Below are 16,266 nucleotides of genomic sequence, written 5' to 3' on the forward strand. Positions count from 1 at the left end.
ATGGATACTTTCGGCTATTTGGGCCAGGGCTTCGGCGTCGCGCTCAGCCCGTACAATCTGGTCACAGCCCTGTGCGGCACCTTGATCGGCACCGTGGTCGGCCTGCTGCCGGGGCTTGGCCCAATCAACGGGGTCGCCCTGCTGATCCCCATCGCATTTGCCTTGGGCCTGCCACCGGAATCGGCGCTGATCCTGCTGGCGGCGGTGTATCTGGGCTGTGAATACGGCGGGCGTATCAGCTCGATCCTGCTGAACATCCCTGGCGAAGCTTCGACCGTGATGACCACCCTCGACGGCTACCCGATGGCGCGTAAAGGCCTGGCTGGCGTGGCGTTGTCGCTGTCGGCCTGGAGCTCATTTATTGGCGCCTTTATCGCCACCTGCGGCATGGTGCTGTTTGCTCCGCTACTGGCCAAGTGGGCGATAGCCTTCGGCCCGGCGGAGTATTTCGTGCTCATGGTGTTTGCCATTGTCTGCCTCGGCGGCATGGCCGGGGACCGTCCGCTCAAAACCTTTATCGCTGCGCTTATCGGCCTGTTTCTGGCCTGCGTGGGGATTGATGCCAACAGTGGCGTATACCGCTTCACCGGCGACAACATCCACCTGACTGACGGCATTCAATTTGTCGTGCTGGTACTGGGTTTGTTCTCCATCAGCGAAATCCTGTTGCTGCTGGAAAAAACCCATCGCGGCCAGGAAGCGGTTAAGGCCACCGGGCGCATGATGTTCAATTTCAAGGAAGCGTCTGCGGTATTCGCGGTGAATATCCGTTGCGGGCTGCTCGGTTTTATCATGGGCGTTCTGCCGGGTGCAGGTGCCACACTGGCCAGCGCCGTGTCCTATATGACGGAAAAACGCCTGGCGGGTACTTCCGGCAAATTCGGCGAGGGTGACATGCGCGGTCTGGCGGCCCCCGAAACCGCAATCGGTGCTTCCGCTTGCGGGGCGCTGGTACCCATGCTGACCCTGGGCGTGCCGGGTTCGGGCACCACGGCGGTGATGATCGGCGCTCTCTCGCTGTATAACATCACCCCCGGCCCGCTGTTGTTTCAGCAGCAGCCGGATATCGTCTGGGGTCTGATCGCGTCATTGTTTATCGCCAACGTCATGCTGGTGATCCTCAACATCCCGATGATCCGTATCTTCACCCGGATTCTATCGGTGCCTAACTGGGCGCTGGTGCCCGCAATCGCCATCATCACGGCCATTGGTGTATACGCCGTGCACGCGACCACCTTCGATCTGTTCCTGATGATCGGTATCGGCATCTTCGGCTATATCCTGCGCAAGCTCGACTTCCCGCTGTCTCCGGTATTGTTGGGGTTCATTCTGGGCGGGCTGATGGAGCAGAACCTGCGTCGCGCACTGTCGATATCCAACGGTGCGCTGGATATCCTGTGGGCGAGCCCGATCACCCTGGGTGTCTGGGTACTGACGACAATCATGTTGTTGCTGCCTGTCATACGTATCTGGCGCAAACGCAGCGCTCAACGTCGCGCCCTGGCCAATGCCTGATTCAGGACTCAAGCACTGGTGGGGCACGCCGCTGGTCGGCCTGGCTGGCGGCTACCTCGCCAGCCAGATCGGCTGGCCGTTACCGTGGATGGTCGGCTCTCTGCTGGCGATCATCCTGGTGCGCTGCCTGACACCCTGGCAACTGGCCGAGATTCCCGGCGGGCGTAAATGCGGGCAGTGGATTGTGGGCATCGGTATCGGCCTGCATTTCACACCTGTGGTGATGGAGCAGGTGCTGGCGCATTTCTGGCTGATCCTGGCGGGCGCCCTGCTCACCAGTGTGTCGAGTGTGATCGGTGTATGGCTGATGCGCCGCAGCGGTGAGGATCGCGCCACTGCGTTCTTCTCCAGCATGCCCGGCGGTTCGGGGGAGATGGTCAACCTCGGCGCACGCAATGGCGCCGTATTGAGCCGCGTCGCTGCTGGGCAGAGCCTGCGCGTACTGACCGTTGTGCTCTGCGTTCCGGCAGCCTTCAAGTATTTGTTGGGCGAAGGCACACCCGCCATGCATCCTGCTGCCATTAACCCTTACTGGCTCGCGGTGCTGTTTCCGGCAGGTGCCTTGCTGGCCTGGATCTGGCAACGCCTGCGCCAGCCAAACCCGTGGCTGTTCGGGCCGCTGCTGGTCAGTGCCAGCGTGAGTATTCTGTGGGATTTGCATATAGGCCTGCCAGACGGCAGCAGCCAGATGGGGCAGTGGCTGATTGGCAGCGGGCTGGGCTGTCATTTCAATCGGGCATTCTTTCGGCGGGCGCCGTCTTTTATCGGCAAAACCCTGCTGGGCACAGCCCTGACCATGTTGATAGCCAGCCTGTGCGCACTGGGCTTGAGTGCCCTCACCCAACTCGATCTACGCTCCATGACCCTGGGGATGATGCCGGGCGGCATTGCAGAAATGAGCCTCACCGCAGAAACATTGCAACTGTCAGTGCCGTTGGTCACCGCGTTGCAGGTAATGCGCCTGATCTTCGTGCTGTTTTTGGCTGAACCCCTGTTCCGCTATTGGGCTCGCCGGGATCAAGCCGATCCTTCCTGACCGGCGCTGGCCCACCGGCGCTCTCGTCGGGTGTGCCTCGCACCGCTGAGCAATGGCTTAAACCGGCGGTAATTTCCAGTCGATCGCAGCTAGGCCGTTTTGCTCAAGGAACTTGTTGGTTCGGCTGAAGTGGCCGTTACCTATAAAGCCCCGATACGCCGATAGCGGCGATGGGTGCACCGACGTCAGCACCAGGTGTTTGGTCGCATCGATCAGTTTTTGCTTGCTCTGGGCATGGGCGCCCCACAGCAGGAACACCAGCTTGGGTTGCTGCTCGCTGACCACCTGGATAATCCGGTCAGTAAAATGCTCCCAGCCCTTCTTGGCATGGGAGGCGGCATTGGCGCGCTCCACCGTCATCGTCGTATTGAGCAGCAAAACGCCCTGCTCTGCCCAGTGTTGCAAGCAGCCGTGAGGGGCAATATCAATATTCAGGTCACGCTTGAGCTCTTTATAGATATTGACCAGCGACGGCGGTGTCGGGATACCGGGCTGTACTGAAAAACACAAACCATGGGCCTGACCGGGGCCGTGATAAGGGTCCTGGCCAAGAATGACCACCTTGATCTTGTCCAGCGGCGTCAGGTTAAGGGCATTGAAAATAAGCGGACCCGGTGGGTAAATCTCTTTTCCGGCCGCATGTTCCTGGCGCAGGAACTCGCGCAGCTCGGCCATGTAAGGTTTATCGAACTCCTCACGCAATGCCTGTTTCCAGACAGGTTCAAGTTTTATACGGTCATCCGGGGTCATGGGTAGTTCCTGAGAAACAATGGGGCGGACACTAGAAAACCCCGTCCCTGTTGTCAACATCCCCATCCGACGCGTCCGGCGCCATGCAAGCGGGTCAGGTGCTTGTGCCGGGGTCATTGCCGGTTCGACCGTGAACGCTGATCTTGCTGAACCTTTAATACTGAATGAGGGGTGCCTGAACCTCTTGCACAAGCACAGGGCTATTAATCCCTTGCTGATTCAGCTGTTCGCGCTGAATCAGCGGCGCCTGAACCTCTCGCACAAGCACAGGGCTATTAATCCCTTGCTGATTCAGCTGTTCGCGCTGAATCAGCGGCGCCTGAACCTCTCGCACAAGCACAGGGCTATTAATCCCTTGCTGATTCAGCTGTTCGCGCTGAATAAGCGGCGCCTGAACCTCTCGCACAAGCACAGGGCTATTGATCCTTTGCTGATTCAGTTTTTCGCGCCGAATAAGCGGCGCCTTAACTTTTTGCCTGACCACAGGGCTATTTACGCCCTGATTTAACAGTGGGGCGGAACGCACGTCGGCTCGCTGATGGTGCCAGTGATGCACAGGATAATTTATACAAGCAGACAAGGATGCACTTATTAACACAACAGCTATAACTCGAATATACATACAAACCTCTCAAACCAAAGACAGTGCTCCCGCCCCATCGAAAGATATAAAAAACCGCGCACACTTCATTCAATATCTAAGAAACCAACCAAACACTCTCGAATTTACACCCCACAGCCATGCAGAGTAGTCAGCCAGACTCCCTGCCTGGCCGCATCAGCTGGATAAGGCATTACCGGACACGCAAATCAATTCCGTACCGAAAACGAACACCCATTGGTGTCAGATGAGTTGCACTCATAAAAAGCCAGCCCAAAGCCGCTGGTATACATCTTCCAGTTTCTAGCCTCCACCAAATTCATGGCGTCACCGGAAGCATCCGGATTATTATAATGCAAGTTCAGAAGTGACCTGTCAGCCGCCCTGTACTCGCAATACCCGATCCGCCCCGTAGACCCTGCCTCGTTATTGGCTGGATAAAAAACAGCGGCTTCGAATGTTTTCAACGGTGACGCTGTCGGGGCGCTTGCCACAGCGATCCATTCAGCTGCGGAAGCATTGGCTGGCGCCGTATAGATACCATTTCTGAGCGTCACGGTTTCAGCACGCGGACAACTTTCAACCACACTAGCTAAAGAAACCGAAGAATAAAACAACATCGCACACAACAAGTACACGTATTTCATATACGCCCCCAATCAAATACTGAAAATTGTTCACGACAAGCAACTTGTCGCCCCCCCAATCCTAAACGGACATTATTATTTAACAACAGGTTATTATGTAGGGAATTTCCTGAGGATACGTGCGATCTTCTTTATCCTCAGCACCTAATCAAAAAGAGCCAACCTCCACACTGATTATAAATAACGATCGTTTTCCTACCCTTGTAAGGATTATTATCAAGCCATCAACTATTTCCATGGACATGCTGAAATGACCACCCCTGACCTGTGCCCAGCATGCGGCGCTCGAAACGACTGCGCCATGGCCAGCCCGGATATCGCGGCTCAATCCTGCTGGTGCCATACCGTCAATATTGATCCCAAGGTCATACAGGCATTACCACTTGAGCTACGTGACCTCGCCTGCCTGTGCCCACGTTGCGCGAACGTTGCAAGTCAATTGCCGCCTGCACGGGCGCAGAGCCTCACGTAAGATACGCGCAAGAATTCCTTGTGATTGATCGCTATGCGTTTAGACCGTTTTCTGAGCAACCGCCCCCAGTTCAACCGCCAGCAAGTACGCTTGCTCCTGATAGAGAAGCGTATCCAGGTTGATGGGCAGGTTATCTGCGATCCACGTCACGAAATCCGGGCATTCAGCCAGGTTGAGTTCGACGGGCAAATCTTGCAGGCAGGCAAACCGGCGCGTTACTTCATGCTGCACAAGCCACCCGGTTGTGTAAGCGCCACCCAGGATGCGGAACATCCTACGGTGATCGACTTGCTGGATGAGCCGGACAAACACGACCTGCATATCGCAGGTCGGCTGGACTTCAACACCAGCGGGTTGATGCTGATTACCAATGACGGCCAATGGTCGCGTCATGTCACTCAGCCCGAGACCAAGATGCCCAAGGTGTATTACGTCGAGACCGAGCAGGAAATTACCGACGCGTATATCAGCAAATTTCGTGAGGGCGTCTATTTCGCTTTTGAAGACCTGACCACGCAGCCCGCCGGGCTGGAACTGCTTGGCCCTTGCAGTGCGCGCCTGAGCATCGTTGAGGGCCGTTATCATCAGGTCAAACGCATGTTTGGCTTCTTCAACAACAAGGTCGTGCGCCTGCACCGCGAAAGCATCGGCCCCTTGGTGCTCGACAGCCTGCTGGCCCCCGGCGAGTACCGGGCGCTGAGCGAGCAGGAAGTGGTGCAATTCCAACCCACTCCAGCAAATTAGCCGGCAACGAGGCCCACCCCTTTCTGTAACAATCACAGAGCACCATGAGTCAGACCGACGCTCGATTCACTGGAGTCTGACGCCATGATGAAGCCCGAAATTGCCGTGCTCGACATTCAAGGCCAATACCGCATCCACACCGAGCTTTATCGTTGCGATACGGCGCTAAACACCATCATCCTGGTGAATGGTTCGATGGCCACCACTGCGTCCTTTGGCCAGACCCTGAAAAACCTCCACCCGCATTTAAACGTTGTTCTCTATGACCAGCCCTACGCGGGCAACTCCAGACCTCATAACCCTCATCAGAAGATGCTGACGAGGGAAATAGAAGCTCAAATTTTGCTGGAGCTGATAGAGCATTTTGACGCGAACTACCTGCTGTCATTTTCATGGGGCGGGACAGCGGCACTTACCGCCCTGGCGTGTGCGCCGCGACGCATCGAAAAGGCCGTGATCAGTTCGTTTTCGCCGCTGATCAACGACGCCATGCGCGATTACCTGGAGCGTGGCCGTCATTGCCTGGCAGCTTGCAACCGCACTCAGGTGGGCAATCTGGTCAACGACACACTGGGCAAGCATTTGCCGCCATTGTTCAAACGTTTCAACTTCAGGCACGTCAGCAGCCTGGCCGAGCATGAATACGCGCAAATGCACTTTCATATAGACCAGGTCCTGAACAACGATCAGCAAGGCTTTCTCAGTGCCACGCAGGGTATCGATATACCGGTGCTGTTTATCAATGGCCAATGGGACGAATACACCGTGGCCAGCGACGCCCGGCACTTTGCCCAGCCGATTGCCAACAGCCGGTTCATCAGCCTGGAAAACACCGGGCATTTTCTCGATATGGAAAACAGGAGCGCCAGCCACAGCAGTAAAAACGCCCTGCTCGAGTTTTTAAAGCCAACACGACCTCACCCACCCTCACTGTCGTTGTGAGGGTGCCCGAAGCAATCAACAGAACGAAAAGCTGCTAAAACAACACATTTCAAGAATAAAACTTCTCATCGCTGCCATCTTCTGGTACAAAGTCAGCCGCTCTGAGCGGGTGTCGTATAATGGTATTACTCCAGCTTCCCAAGCTGATCACGCGGGTTCGATTCCCGCCACCCGCTCCACTTCTTCCTGGCTTTCAATCCACTTGAAAGCTTCGCTACACAGCAAAATCCTGCAACTGCATTGCCATCCAAGCCCTACCCCACCCTTTTTCATCCCCGATGACATTGTCCGCACTGCATCCCCCCTGCCCGTTATTTCAAACGATCGCTTGCAACAACCCGGGCAGCGCATGCATCAGCGCACTGATGGCAAAGCCGATAAACATCACCCCGCACAACCGGGTAATCAGTAATTCATGGCGCTGATAGAGCGCCCTGACATGGCCGGCGCCAACAACACCCACCAGAATCATGTAGGCCAGCGCCCCACCCACAAAGCTCAACGCGATCAACCATGGCAACATGGCCCAGGTCAGTAACTCTGCGCGGCTGGACAATAGCGCGGTGAACGTCGCCACTGCCACCGGATACGCTTTGGGATTGGTCAATCCGAAGAAAATCCCGTGGGCAAACGGCTGTCGCGCCGGACCTTGTTGAGCACTGCTGCTGCCCTGGGCGCGAACGGCACGCAGGCCCAGCCAGAAAAGGTACAAGCCGCTGATCAAGCCCAGCACGTTGAAGGCAGTGCTGCCAAATTCACGTGCGCCGACGATGGCAATCAACGCCGTGCTGCACCAGATCACATCGCCGAGCAAATGCCCGCACAGAAAACCGGCGCCGGCACGTCGCCCACGGGCAGCGCCAATGCCGAAAACAGCCAGCACGCCCGGGCCCGGCGTGATGCCATAGATAAAGCCTGAGGCCAGAACGGCCAATAACAACGAAGGTGTCATGCAAAACGCTCCAGATAATCATGCCTCACGTTCGTCCGCTGCCGTGAAGTGGCTCGATTTTGCACGTTATCAACGCTTAAGTAACCGCGTGCAGGGCGAAATTCAGTGGCGCCGCCCCAAAATATTCACCACCAGCCGGTCAACCCAGCCCCAGATGCGCTGCTTCACCCGTCGCCAGAGGGGGCGTGATTGCCAGTCTTGCAGGCTGACGGGCTGACTTTGGGCGAAGTCGGCGATAAAGCTGGCCGCCACCGCCTGGGTAAGCGCCGGATCCAGCGCCTCAAGGTTGGCTTCAAGGTTGAAACGCAGGTTCCAGTGGTCGAAATTGCATGAGCCAACGCTGACCCAATCGTCGATCAGGACCATTTTCAAATGCAGAAAACAGGGCTGATATTCCAGTATCTGCACTCCGGACTTGAGCAGCCGCGGGTAATAACGGTGCCCGGCGTAGCGCACCGAAGGGTGGTCTGTACGCGGCCCGGTGAGCAGCAACCGCACATCGACACCCCGCGCTGCTGCCCGGCGCAATGAACGGCGCACGCTCCAGGTGGGCAGAAAGTAAGGCGTGGCCAGCCAGATGCGCTGCTTGGCGCTGTTGATCGCGCGCACCAGCGATTGCAGGATATCGCGATGTTGATGGGCATCGGCGTAGGCCACGCGCCCCATACCCTCAGCCTCGTCGGGCACACCGGGCAAGCGCGCCAGGCCGAAGTGGGTCGCCGGTTTCCAGGCCTTGCGGCTGATATTGGCCCGCCACTGGCGATCAAACAGCATCTGCCAGTCCAGCACCAGCGGACCTTGCATCTGCACCATCACCTCATGCCAGTCGCAGCTGTTTTCAGTGGGGCGCCAGAACTCATCGGTGACGCCGGTGCCACCCACCACAGCCAATTGCTGATCCACCAACAACAGCTTGCGATGATCGCGATACAGATTGTTGAGGCCACGGCGCCAGCTCAGCGGGTTGTAATGCCGCAGCTCAACCCCGGCTTCGATCAGCCTGCGGCGCAACGCCGGGCCCAGTCCCAGACTTCCGTAGGCGTCAAACAGGCAACGCACCCGCACCTCGCGCCAGGCCGCCTGTTCCAGGGCCTGGACGATGGTTTCGGCACAGTCACCGGCCTCAACCAGATACAACTCCAGATCGATCTGCTCCTGAGCCTGTTCAATGACGGCCAGCATGCGCGGGAAAAACTGCGGCCCGTCGATCAGCAACTCAAAACTATTGTCACTGCGCCAGCCAAACACTGCGCCGGCCATCTTAACGGGCCGTGAAAATCAGCACCGCATTCACCGGTACTGAAAAGCTGATCGCCGAAAGCCCGGCCAGTTTGCGCAAGGTTTCAAGCTCCGGTTGCAGGCCAAAATCTTCGGCTTGCAGCATCAGCGGCTCCAGGGTCACGACCTGAAAGCGTCGTTCATCCAGACGGGTGGCCAATAGCTCGGCTTGATAGGTGTGCTGTTTGCCGCGCAAGCTGACCGTTACCGGCAAGCGCAATTCCAGTTGCGCACCGGAGGCCAGGTCATTGATCGGTTGCAGGTCGATCTGCGCGCTGATCTGCGCTTCCGGGAAGTGCTTGAAATCAAACAACACGTCACGCATGCGCTCATCACGCAGTGGCACTGAGCTGTTGACCGAGTCCATCTCGATACGCAATTGCGCCAGGCCTTTGCGGTCAACCTTGCCATGCAGGACCAGAAAGCGGTGCACATCGGCGATATTGGCATTTTGCGTGGTGATAAATGACAGCCGTGACGACTCACCGTCCAGGTACCAGTTGGCCTGGGCAGACAGGCTCACACCCAGGGTCAGCAACAAGGCACAGGCAGAAGATAACAGCGCTTTAAGCATAAAAACTCATCAACCAATAAACGTGGGTGAACATTAAACCCGGCGAGCGGTTTTGGCAGGACTTTTTTCACCCTCTTGAGACGCCAGGCGCTACCGACAGTTCCTCCCGCCCCCCCTGTCACACAAGCATCATCCAAACGTCACAGTGGTGACATTGCACCTGCTTAGCCTGAAGTTGCACACCTCAGTCGATTGGCAGATACCCAGAGCGGGCACAGTGCCTGCACGGAGATTCGCAATGTCCCAGATCGCCCGTATCCGCGACACCGCTCCAGAACGTCGCTTGCAGGCTGAGCGTTTGCTCGGCCCCGTGGCATTGCGCGAGGCTCAGACCCTGCGTTTTCGTGTGTTCAGCGACGAGTTGAAGGCCAAACTCAAAAGCGCCGAACATGGGCTGGACGAGGACGGCTATGACGCTTATTGCGAACATATCGGGGTACGCGATCTCAATAGCGGCCAGTTGGTTGCCACCACCCGCCTGCTGGATCACAGCGCGGCACAACGTATCGGTCATTTTTACAGCGAAGAAGAGTTCAACCTTCACGGGTTGGCCAACCTGCAGGGGCCGCTGCTTGAAATCGGGCGCACCTGCGTCGACCCGGCCTACCGCAATGGTGGCACCATCGCCGTGCTGTGGGGTGAACTGGCCGAAGTCCTTAACCAGGGCAATTATCGCTACCTGATGGGCTGCGCCAGCATCCCGATGCAGGATGGTGGCATTCAGGCCCGGGCGATCATGCAGCGTCTGCGCGAGCGTTACTTGTGTACGGAGCATCTACGCGCCGAGCCGAAAAATCCGCTGCCGGCGCAGGAAGTGCCCAGCAACGTCATCACGGAAATGCCGCCGCTGCTCAAGGCCTATATGCGCCTGGGCGCGAGGATTTGCGGCGAACCCTGCTGGGATGAAGACTTCCAGGTGGCCGACGTCTTCATCCTGCTCAAGCGTGATGAACTGTGCCCGCGCTATGCGCGCCATTTCAAGGCGGCCATGTGATGCGCCGCTTGCGCCGGTATGCCCGGGTGGCACGGGTGCTCGGGGTGGTCAGTCTGGGGCTGGGCATGGCGGGCATGTTCGGGCTGCTGGAGCGCCTGGGCCTGAACAGCACAATGGATCGCCGCCAGCGCTGGTCGCAGTTTTTTATGACACGCCTGAGCAGCGCCCTGCCCTTTCGCGTCACCGTGGTCGGGGAAATCCCGGCAACGCCGATGCTGTGGGTGAGCAATCACGTGTCCTGGACCGATATTGCATTGCTGGGGCAACTGACCCCGCTGTCATTTCTGTCCAAAGCCGAGGTGCGTGGCTGGCCGGTGGCCGGGTGGTTGGCGGCCAAGGCAGGCAGTTTGTTTATCCGCCGTGGCGCGGGAGACAGCCAGGTGATTCGTGAGCAAATGACCCGTCACCTGCAACAGCCGCTACCCCTGCTGATGTTTCCCGAAGGCACCACCACGGATGGGCGCTCGGTGCGTACCTTTCATGGGCGGTTGCTGTCGGCGGCCATTGACAGCCGGGTACCACTGCAACCTGTAGCCATCCGCTATTTGCGCAATGGCGAGGTCGATGCGATAGCGCCGTTTATTGGCAATGACGATTTGCTCTCACATCTGCTGCGACTGTTTAGCCATGAGCAGAGCGACGTTGAGATTCATCTGCTGGAGCCCATTGCCAGCCAGGCACAAGAGCGGGCCGTGCTGGCGTTCAGAGCGCAGGAAGCGATCCGGCGGGTGATGTCAGCACCGGTGACGCAAACAGATCCGCTGCCGGAGAGAGTGGGGGCGATGATTTGAGCCGGGAGCCATGTAAGGGGATGTTGTGGGAGCGGGCTTGCTCGCGATGCAGGCGACACGGTGCGACGATAAAGTCGCGTTGCAACAGTAAAGGTACGTTGCACATTAACTGGCCCACCGCGTACATATCCGGCATGTGCGTCTAACTGAAATATTGGTTTCGCCCTTACGGCGAGTCCCTTTTTGAAGGACCAAAAAGGAACCAAAAAGTCCTCGCCCCATCGTACGGCCTTCGCTGCGCTCAGGTTCCCTCGCTCCGGCTCTGCTCCGTGGGCCCGCCGCCACGGGCCATCCATGGCCCATCGCGGCTCTCCCGGCATCCATGCCGGTCGACCCACTCCTCAGAACCTCCTCTCGGCCTCCCGGGAGGGCAGGCAGATCAAAAGCACTACGCCGAGGCGGCCGACCGGCCGGCCTGTTTGGTTCACATTTACTGCGCAATCCCCTGTCGTCACTGCCGAAGGAACAAGGCTGCGATTTTTAACGCGAATATCGGTTATGTACTCAATGCATCAGTTATAAAAACGCTATCAAGCAGGCCTCAACCGCCAGCCCAGCACATCCAGCAAATCACACCCATCACGCAGCAATTGCGCCGAAACAGTAGCCATATGCTTAAGATCTACAGAGTCAGCCTCTTGCACTTCCCGACTGGAAAACGATTCCATCAGTTGGGTGACGGCCAGTACGCGAGCGGCGGCGTTGGCATGAAGTACGTCGAGGGGCGCGTTGCGGTCGATCAATAAAGCAGGGATGGTGCAATCGATGGCGGTAAGAGGGATGAACTGGGAATGAGTCATGGATAAACCTCAGATGCTATATGTTTTAGCCAGCCGTTTTCGTCGCCAAACAAAAACAAGTGGCCGCTGTACGCGGGTTGGCGAACCGGTCATTCCCAGAACCCGGCAGACCCGAAGATCTCCCACGCACAGCTGCCATAAAGCACAGCGCGTATAAATACACGCTCTGTCTTATATAGCAATTGCACATATTTCTGAAAATGTTCCAAGTCGCCAAACCCGGCCGCCTTATCGGCGAACACCGACTATAAGCGTCGTCCCCTCGCCCCAGCAATTGGCAAACCTGTGAGAAAAATCCCGAAAAAACGTGAGCTTATAGTTTCTGTAGTCGCTGCCGAGGAACACTGCAACTGTGGGAGCGAGCCTGCTCGCGAAGGTCGTTCGCGAGCAGGCTCGCTCCCACAATAGGGCTTGACTGCAACAGAGTATCTACAGAGATTGCGCAGTACACGCGAACCAAACAGGCCGGCCGGTCGGCCGCCTCGGGACGCAGTGCTTTTGATCTGCCCGCCCCTTCGGGAGGCCGAGAGGAGGTTCTGAGGAGTGGGTCGACCGGCATGGATGCCGGGAGAGCCGCGATGGGCCAAGGATGGCCCGTGGCGGCGGGCCCACGGAGCAGGGCCGGAGCGAGGGAACCTGAGCGCAGCGAAGGCCGTACGCCGGGGCAAGCCTTTTTGGTTACTTTTTCGGCGTCTGGAAAAAGTGACTCGCTGTAAGAGCGAAACCAATATCCCAGTTAGACATGAATGCCGGATATGTACTCAACACTCCAGTTAAACAAACAAGATCAAGCAGGCCGCAACCGCCAGCCGAGTACATCCATCAGATCGCACCCGTCACGCAGCAATTGCGCCGAAACAATAGCCAGATGTTTGAGATCAACGGAATCAGCCTCTTGCACTTCACGGCTGGAGAACGATTCCATCAGTTGGGTGACGGCCAGTACGCGAGCGGCGGCGTTGGCGTGAAGTACGTCGAGGGGCGCGTGACGGTCGATCAATAAAGCGGGGATGGTGCAGTCGATGGCAGTAAGCGGGACAAACGGTGAGTCAGTCATAGGTAAACCTCTTGGGTAATCGTTTGAGCCATTCATTTCCGTCGCCAAACGAAAACAGGTGGCCGCTGTACGCGGGTTGGCGAACCGGTATACCCAAGGAAACCCGGCAGACCCGAAGATCTCCCACGCACAGCTGCCATAAAACGTAGCGAGAAAAATACACGCTCCGACACTTATAGCAATTCCGTTTGTTCCTTAGGTAGTTTACAGGTCGCCAAACCCGTCCGCCTTATCGGCGAGCATTGACTATAAGCGCCGCCCTATCGCCCCAGCAATTGGCTAACCTGTGAGAAAAATCCCGAAAAAACGTGAGCTGGCAGTCTCTGTAGATACTCTGTTGCAGGTCTAGCCCTATTGTGGGAGCAAGCCTGCTCGCGAACGACCTTCGCGAGCAGGCTCGCTCCCACAGTTGCAGTGTTTCTATAGCAGCTGCCGCGATTGCGCAGCACACACGAACCGAACAGGCCGGCCGGTCGGCCGCCTCGGGGCGCAGTGTTTTTGATCTGCCAGCCCTCCCGGGAGGCCGAGAGGAGGTTCTGTGGAGTGGGTCGACCGGCATGGATGCCGGGAGAGCCGCGATGGGCCATGGATGGCCCGTGGCGGCGTGCCCACGGAACAGGGCCGGAGCGAGGGAACCGGAGCGCAGCGAAGGCCGTACGCCGGGGCAAGCCTTTTTGGTTACTTTTTCGGCGTCTGGAAAAAGTGACTCGCTGTAAGAGCGAAACCAATATCTCGGTTAGACACGAATACCGGATATGTACTCAACACACCAGTCAAACAAACAAGATCAAACAACCGTAAACCCTGAGAATCTGGTGTAACTGAAACAACCCATTGCCTGATTTTGCGACGACTTCGCCCCTCGTCAGCGGCTACGGACATCCCTTCCGGTAACAACCCGCCGCATACACCTGCAACTGCGGATAAAACGCCCGAAAATCCTCGCTCAGCGGTTCATACAATGCCTTTAAATCCTGCATCGCCCCGGCCAGTTCCTCGGGGCGCGACAAGCGCCGGGCTATACCATTGAACACCTGCTCCAGCACGGCAAAATCCCGATACGAACCCAACCAGTCATGGGCCGCCATGTGCGGCGCAATCGTGGCAAGCCGCCGTGGCAGCTGTTGTTCGGCCACCAGCACCCGGTAAAAATCCGAGGTAAAACGCTCCAGCGGCCCTTCGGCATACTGCCCCCAGTCCCGCGCCAGGCAATGGTCAAAAAACACGTCCAGCACAATGCCCGCATACCGCCGGCGAGTATGGGCAAATCGCGACAACGACTGATCAACCAGGGGGTGGTTGTCAGTAAAGACATCAATGCTGCGGTGCAGCGCTATACCGTGCTCAATGTCCGCGCTGTATTGGCCATGCAGCCGCCCTTTGACAAAATCGCCATAAAGACTGCCAAGCATTTCTTCCGGGCGCTGACCGCCAAGGTGCAGATGTGCGAGATAATTCATGGGCGCAGTTTAGCACTGCCACACCAATATCGTTATAACCCGATATATCGATTTGAGCTGATCTAAGATCGAAATCATATTTGTATATCGCGATACAACGATTTAAAGTTCGCCTCATCGCGATATAACGTTGTACCCAATGAGCACTGCAACCATGACGATCGACCTCGACGAAATAATAAAAGCCCTGGCACACCCAGTACGCCGAGAAATTCTCAACGCTCTGAAAAACCCTGATGCCTCGTTCCCTGACCAGGTCCACTCCACCGAACATGGTGTGTGTGCCGGGCAGTTTGATCAGCTCTGCGGCCTGTCGCAGTCCACGGTTTCTGCCCATCTCGCAACGCTGCAGCGAGCGGGCCTGATTACCAGCCAAAAACACGGTCAGTGGCACTTTTTCAAACGTAATGAGGAAACCATCAAGGTCTTCCTCGAAAAAATCAGCCAAGAGCTTTAAAAGGACTTCCATGCCCCTCTCGCTACTCATTCTGGCGCTCAGCGCTTTCGCCATCGGGACCACCGAGTTTGTGATCATGGGCTTGCTGCCTGATGTCGCAACCGACCTTGGTGTATCCATTCCCGGTGCCGGCTGGCTGGTAACCGGCTACGCGCTGGGTGTGGCCATCGGTGCGCCGTTTATGGCGCTGGCCACGGCCAGGTTGCCGCGCAAGGCCGCCCTGGTAGCGTTGATGGTGATATTCATCATCGGCAACCTGCTCTGTGCCCTGGCCAGTGATTACAACGTGCTGATGTTTGCCCGTGTTGTCACTGCCCTGTGCCACGGCGCGTTCTTCGGTATTGGTTCGGTCGTGGCCGCAGGCCTGGTACCTGCCAACAAGCGCGCGTCTGCCGTGGCCCTGATGTTTACCGGCCTGACCCTGGCCAACGTGCTCGGCGTTCCCCTGGGCACTGCTCTGGGCCAGGCAGCAGGATGGCGCTCGACGTTTTTTGCCGTCACCGTGATCGGTGTCGTGGCATTGATCGGCCTGATCCGCTTTCTGCCAGCCAAGCGTGACGAGGAAAAACTCGACATGCGTGCCGAACTGGCCGCGCTCAAAGGCGCAGGCATCTGGCTGTCGCTGAGCATGACTGCACTGTTTTCCGCGTCGATGTTCACCCTGTTCACTTATGTCGCGCCCCTGCTCGGTGATGTCACCGGCGTTTCGCCAAGCGGCGTGACCTGGACTCTGCTGCTGATCGGCCTTGGCCTGACGGTGGGCAATATCATCGGTGGCAAGCTGGCGGACAAACGCCTGGCCGCAACGCTGATCGGTGTGTTTATCGCGATGGCGGTGATGTCCACCGTACTGACCTGGACCAGCGTCGCGGTGATCCCGACTGAAATCACCCTGTTTTTGTGGGCTGCGGCTTCATTCGCTGCCGTACCGGCGCTGCAAATCAATGTCGTGACCTTCGGCAAGGCTGCCCCGAACCTGGTTTCAACCCTGAATATCGGCGCATTCAACGTCGGCAATGCACTCGGCGCCTGGGTTGGCGGCAGTGTCATCGCCCACGGCTTCGGCCTCACCAGCGTTCCACTGGCCGCTGCCGCACTGGCAATACTGGCACTGCTGGTGACGCTGATCACTTTCCGCCAGGGCGGCAATTCCGAACTGGCTACTGCTACTAACTGATCCTTGAGAGGGCTGCATA

18 protein-coding genes and 1 tRNA gene are annotated in these 16,266 nt (G+C 57.6%); 11 read left to right on the forward strand and 8 right to left on the reverse strand.

Translation table 11 applies throughout. The features are described 5' to 3' along the window. On the forward strand, positions 1–1,515 hold the full coding sequence (locus ACP7BE_RS16740) for a tripartite tricarboxylate transporter permease (protein ID WP_095001349.1): 1,515 nt from the start codon (positions 1–3) through the stop codon (positions 1,513–1,515). Beyond that, positions 1,508–2,551, forward strand: coding sequence for an AbrB family transcriptional regulator (locus ACP7BE_RS16745; protein ID WP_426106582.1), 1,044 nt, complete (start codon positions 1,508–1,510; stop codon positions 2,549–2,551). Before ACP7BE_RS16740 ends, ACP7BE_RS16745 begins: the two co-directional genes overlap by 8 nt. Before the next feature lie 57 nt (positions 2,552–2,608). Here ACP7BE_RS16745 and ung read toward each other — a convergent pair whose 3' ends face one another. Beyond that, positions 2,609–3,301: a uracil-DNA glycosylase gene (gene ung, locus ACP7BE_RS16750; protein WP_095001347.1), complete on the reverse strand. Its 693-nt coding sequence runs from the start codon at positions 3,299–3,301 to the stop codon at positions 2,609–2,611. 130 nt (positions 3,302–3,431) lie between these two features. On the opposite strand from ung, the gene ACP7BE_RS16755 reads away from it, so the two are divergent. Continuing rightward, on the forward strand, positions 3,432–3,809 hold the full coding sequence (locus ACP7BE_RS16755) for a hypothetical protein (RefSeq protein ID WP_426106584.1): 378 nt from the start codon (positions 3,432–3,434) through the stop codon (positions 3,807–3,809). Positions 3,810–4,111: 302 nt separating this feature from the next. On the opposite strand, the gene ACP7BE_RS16760 is transcribed toward ACP7BE_RS16755, so the two are convergent. Then, positions 4,112–4,549, reverse strand: coding sequence for a DUF3757 domain-containing protein (locus tag ACP7BE_RS16760; RefSeq protein WP_426106586.1), 438 nt, complete (start codon positions 4,547–4,549; stop codon positions 4,112–4,114). Positions 4,550–4,799: 250 nt separating this feature from the next. Here ACP7BE_RS16760 and ACP7BE_RS16765 point away from each other — a divergent pair, with 250 nt between their 5' ends. From ACP7BE_RS16765 to ACP7BE_RS16780, 4 genes are all read left to right on the forward strand, one after another. Next, positions 4,800–5,021 (forward strand): cysteine-rich CWC family protein, encoded by a 222-nt coding sequence (locus ACP7BE_RS16765; protein WP_095001344.1) that lies wholly within the window; start codon positions 4,800–4,802, stop codon positions 5,019–5,021. A gap of 33 nt (positions 5,022–5,054) precedes the next feature. Continuing rightward, positions 5,055–5,765: a pseudouridine synthase gene (locus ACP7BE_RS16770; RefSeq protein ID WP_095001343.1), complete on the forward strand. Its 711-nt coding sequence runs from the start codon at positions 5,055–5,057 to the stop codon at positions 5,763–5,765. Positions 5,766–5,852: 87 nt separating this feature from the next. Further along, positions 5,853–6,707 carry an alpha/beta fold hydrolase gene (locus ACP7BE_RS16775; protein ID WP_169916950.1) on the forward strand — a complete coding sequence of 285 codons (855 nt, stop codon included), beginning with the start codon at positions 5,853–5,855 and terminating at the stop codon, positions 6,705–6,707. 105 nt (positions 6,708–6,812) lie between these two features. Beyond that, positions 6,813–6,886: transfer RNA gene (locus ACP7BE_RS16780), tRNA-Gly, on the forward strand. Positions 6,887–7,023: 137 nt separating this feature from the next. On the opposite strand, the gene ACP7BE_RS16785 is transcribed toward ACP7BE_RS16780, so the two are convergent. From ACP7BE_RS16785 to ACP7BE_RS16795, 3 genes are all read right to left on the reverse strand, one after another. Continuing rightward, the gene (locus ACP7BE_RS16785) at positions 7,024–7,659 is read right to left on the reverse strand and encodes a LysE family translocator (protein WP_095001341.1); all 636 of its coding nucleotides are present in this window, start codon (positions 7,657–7,659) and stop codon (positions 7,024–7,026) included. 102 nt (positions 7,660–7,761) lie between these two features. Beyond that, positions 7,762–8,919, reverse strand: coding sequence for a phospholipase D-like domain-containing protein (locus tag ACP7BE_RS16790; RefSeq protein WP_095001340.1), 1,158 nt, complete (start codon positions 8,917–8,919; stop codon positions 7,762–7,764). A 1-nt stretch (position 8,920) separates the two neighbouring features. Then, a complete protein-coding gene (locus ACP7BE_RS16795; protein WP_095001339.1) occupies positions 8,921–9,511 on the reverse strand; it encodes a YceI family protein in 591 nt (196 codons plus the stop codon). A 238-nt stretch (positions 9,512–9,749) separates the two neighbouring features. Between ACP7BE_RS16795 and olsB the strand changes: the two genes are divergently transcribed. Next, positions 9,750–10,505, forward strand: coding sequence for an L-ornithine N(alpha)-acyltransferase (gene olsB / locus ACP7BE_RS16800; protein ID WP_095039405.1), 756 nt, complete (start codon positions 9,750–9,752; stop codon positions 10,503–10,505). Continuing rightward, the gene (locus tag ACP7BE_RS16805; RefSeq protein ID WP_426106590.1) at positions 10,505–11,296 is read left to right on the forward strand and encodes a lysophospholipid acyltransferase family protein; all 792 of its coding nucleotides are present in this window, start codon (positions 10,505–10,507) and stop codon (positions 11,294–11,296) included. Before olsB ends, ACP7BE_RS16805 begins: the two co-directional genes overlap by 1 nt. A gap of 530 nt (positions 11,297–11,826) precedes the next feature. Here the strand turns inward: ACP7BE_RS16805 and ACP7BE_RS16810 are convergent. From ACP7BE_RS16810 to ACP7BE_RS16820, 3 genes are all read right to left on the reverse strand, one after another. Then, complete coding sequence (locus ACP7BE_RS16810) at positions 11,827–12,096, reverse strand: short-chain dehydrogenase (RefSeq protein ID WP_426106592.1); 270 nt, start codon at positions 12,094–12,096, stop codon at positions 11,827–11,829. Between the two features lie 787 nt (positions 12,097–12,883). Beyond that, positions 12,884–13,153, reverse strand: a complete 270-nt coding sequence (locus ACP7BE_RS16815) for a short-chain dehydrogenase (RefSeq protein ID WP_146541287.1) — start codon at positions 13,151–13,153, stop codon at positions 12,884–12,886. A gap of 872 nt (positions 13,154–14,025) precedes the next feature. After that, positions 14,026–14,613 (reverse strand): ACP phosphodiesterase, encoded by a 588-nt coding sequence (locus ACP7BE_RS16820; protein WP_095001334.1) that lies wholly within the window; start codon positions 14,611–14,613, stop codon positions 14,026–14,028. Between the two features lie 154 nt (positions 14,614–14,767). Between ACP7BE_RS16820 and ACP7BE_RS16825 the strand changes: the two genes are divergently transcribed. After that, complete coding sequence (locus ACP7BE_RS16825) at positions 14,768–15,070, forward strand: ArsR/SmtB family transcription factor (protein WP_095001333.1); 303 nt, start codon at positions 14,768–14,770, stop codon at positions 15,068–15,070. Positions 15,071–15,080: 10 nt separating this feature from the next. Beyond that, positions 15,081–16,247, forward strand: a complete 1,167-nt coding sequence (locus tag ACP7BE_RS16830; protein WP_095001332.1) for an MFS transporter — start codon at positions 15,081–15,083, stop codon at positions 16,245–16,247. Positions 16,248–16,266 lie beyond the last annotated feature (19 nt).

This window comes from Pseudomonas sp. TWR1-1-3 (assembly GCF_049896805.1).
GTDB classification, from domain to species: domain Bacteria; phylum Pseudomonadota; class Gammaproteobacteria; order Pseudomonadales; family Pseudomonadaceae; genus Aquipseudomonas; species Aquipseudomonas bubulae.

Bases quoted from the DNA above. Each gene is read 5' to 3' on its own strand.
- ACP7BE_RS16740 (WP_095001349.1), top strand. From the start codon at position 1: ATGGATACTTTCGGCTATTTGGGCCAGGGCTTCGGCGTCGCGCTCAGC.
- ACP7BE_RS16745 (WP_426106582.1), top strand. From the start codon at position 1,508: ATGCCTGATTCAGGACTCAAGCACTGGTGGGGCACGCCGCTGGTCGGC.
- ung (WP_095001347.1), bottom strand. From the start codon at position 3,301: ATGACCCCGGATGACCGTATAAAACTTGAACCTGTCTGGAAACAGGCA.
- ACP7BE_RS16760 (WP_426106586.1), bottom strand. From the start codon at position 4,549: ATGAAATACGTGTACTTGTTGTGTGCGATGTTGTTTTATTCTTCGGTT.
- ACP7BE_RS16765 (WP_095001344.1), top strand. From the start codon at position 4,800: ATGACCACCCCTGACCTGTGCCCAGCATGCGGCGCTCGAAACGACTGC.
- ACP7BE_RS16770 (WP_095001343.1), top strand. From the start codon at position 5,055: ATGCGTTTAGACCGTTTTCTGAGCAACCGCCCCCAGTTCAACCGCCAG.
- ACP7BE_RS16775 (WP_169916950.1), top strand. From the start codon at position 5,853: ATGAAGCCCGAAATTGCCGTGCTCGACATTCAAGGCCAATACCGCATC.
- ACP7BE_RS16785 (WP_095001341.1), bottom strand. From the start codon at position 7,659: ATGACACCTTCGTTGTTATTGGCCGTTCTGGCCTCAGGCTTTATCTAT.
- ACP7BE_RS16790 (WP_095001340.1), bottom strand. From the start codon at position 8,919: ATGGCCGGCGCAGTGTTTGGCTGGCGCAGTGACAATAGTTTTGAGTTG.
- ACP7BE_RS16795 (WP_095001339.1), bottom strand. From the start codon at position 9,511: ATGCTTAAAGCGCTGTTATCTTCTGCCTGTGCCTTGTTGCTGACCCTG.
- olsB (WP_095039405.1), top strand. From the start codon at position 9,750: ATGTCCCAGATCGCCCGTATCCGCGACACCGCTCCAGAACGTCGCTTG.
- ACP7BE_RS16805 (WP_426106590.1), top strand. From the start codon at position 10,505: ATGCGCCGCTTGCGCCGGTATGCCCGGGTGGCACGGGTGCTCGGGGTG.
- ACP7BE_RS16810 (WP_426106592.1), bottom strand. From the start codon at position 12,096: ATGACTCATTCCCAGTTCATCCCTCTTACCGCCATCGATTGCACCATC.
- ACP7BE_RS16815 (WP_146541287.1), bottom strand. From the start codon at position 13,153: ATGACTGACTCACCGTTTGTCCCGCTTACTGCCATCGACTGCACCATC.
- ACP7BE_RS16820 (WP_095001334.1), bottom strand. From the start codon at position 14,613: ATGAATTATCTCGCACATCTGCACCTTGGCGGTCAGCGCCCGGAAGAA.
- ACP7BE_RS16825 (WP_095001333.1), top strand. From the start codon at position 14,768: ATGACGATCGACCTCGACGAAATAATAAAAGCCCTGGCACACCCAGTA.
- ACP7BE_RS16830 (WP_095001332.1), top strand. From the start codon at position 15,081: ATGCCCCTCTCGCTACTCATTCTGGCGCTCAGCGCTTTCGCCATCGGG.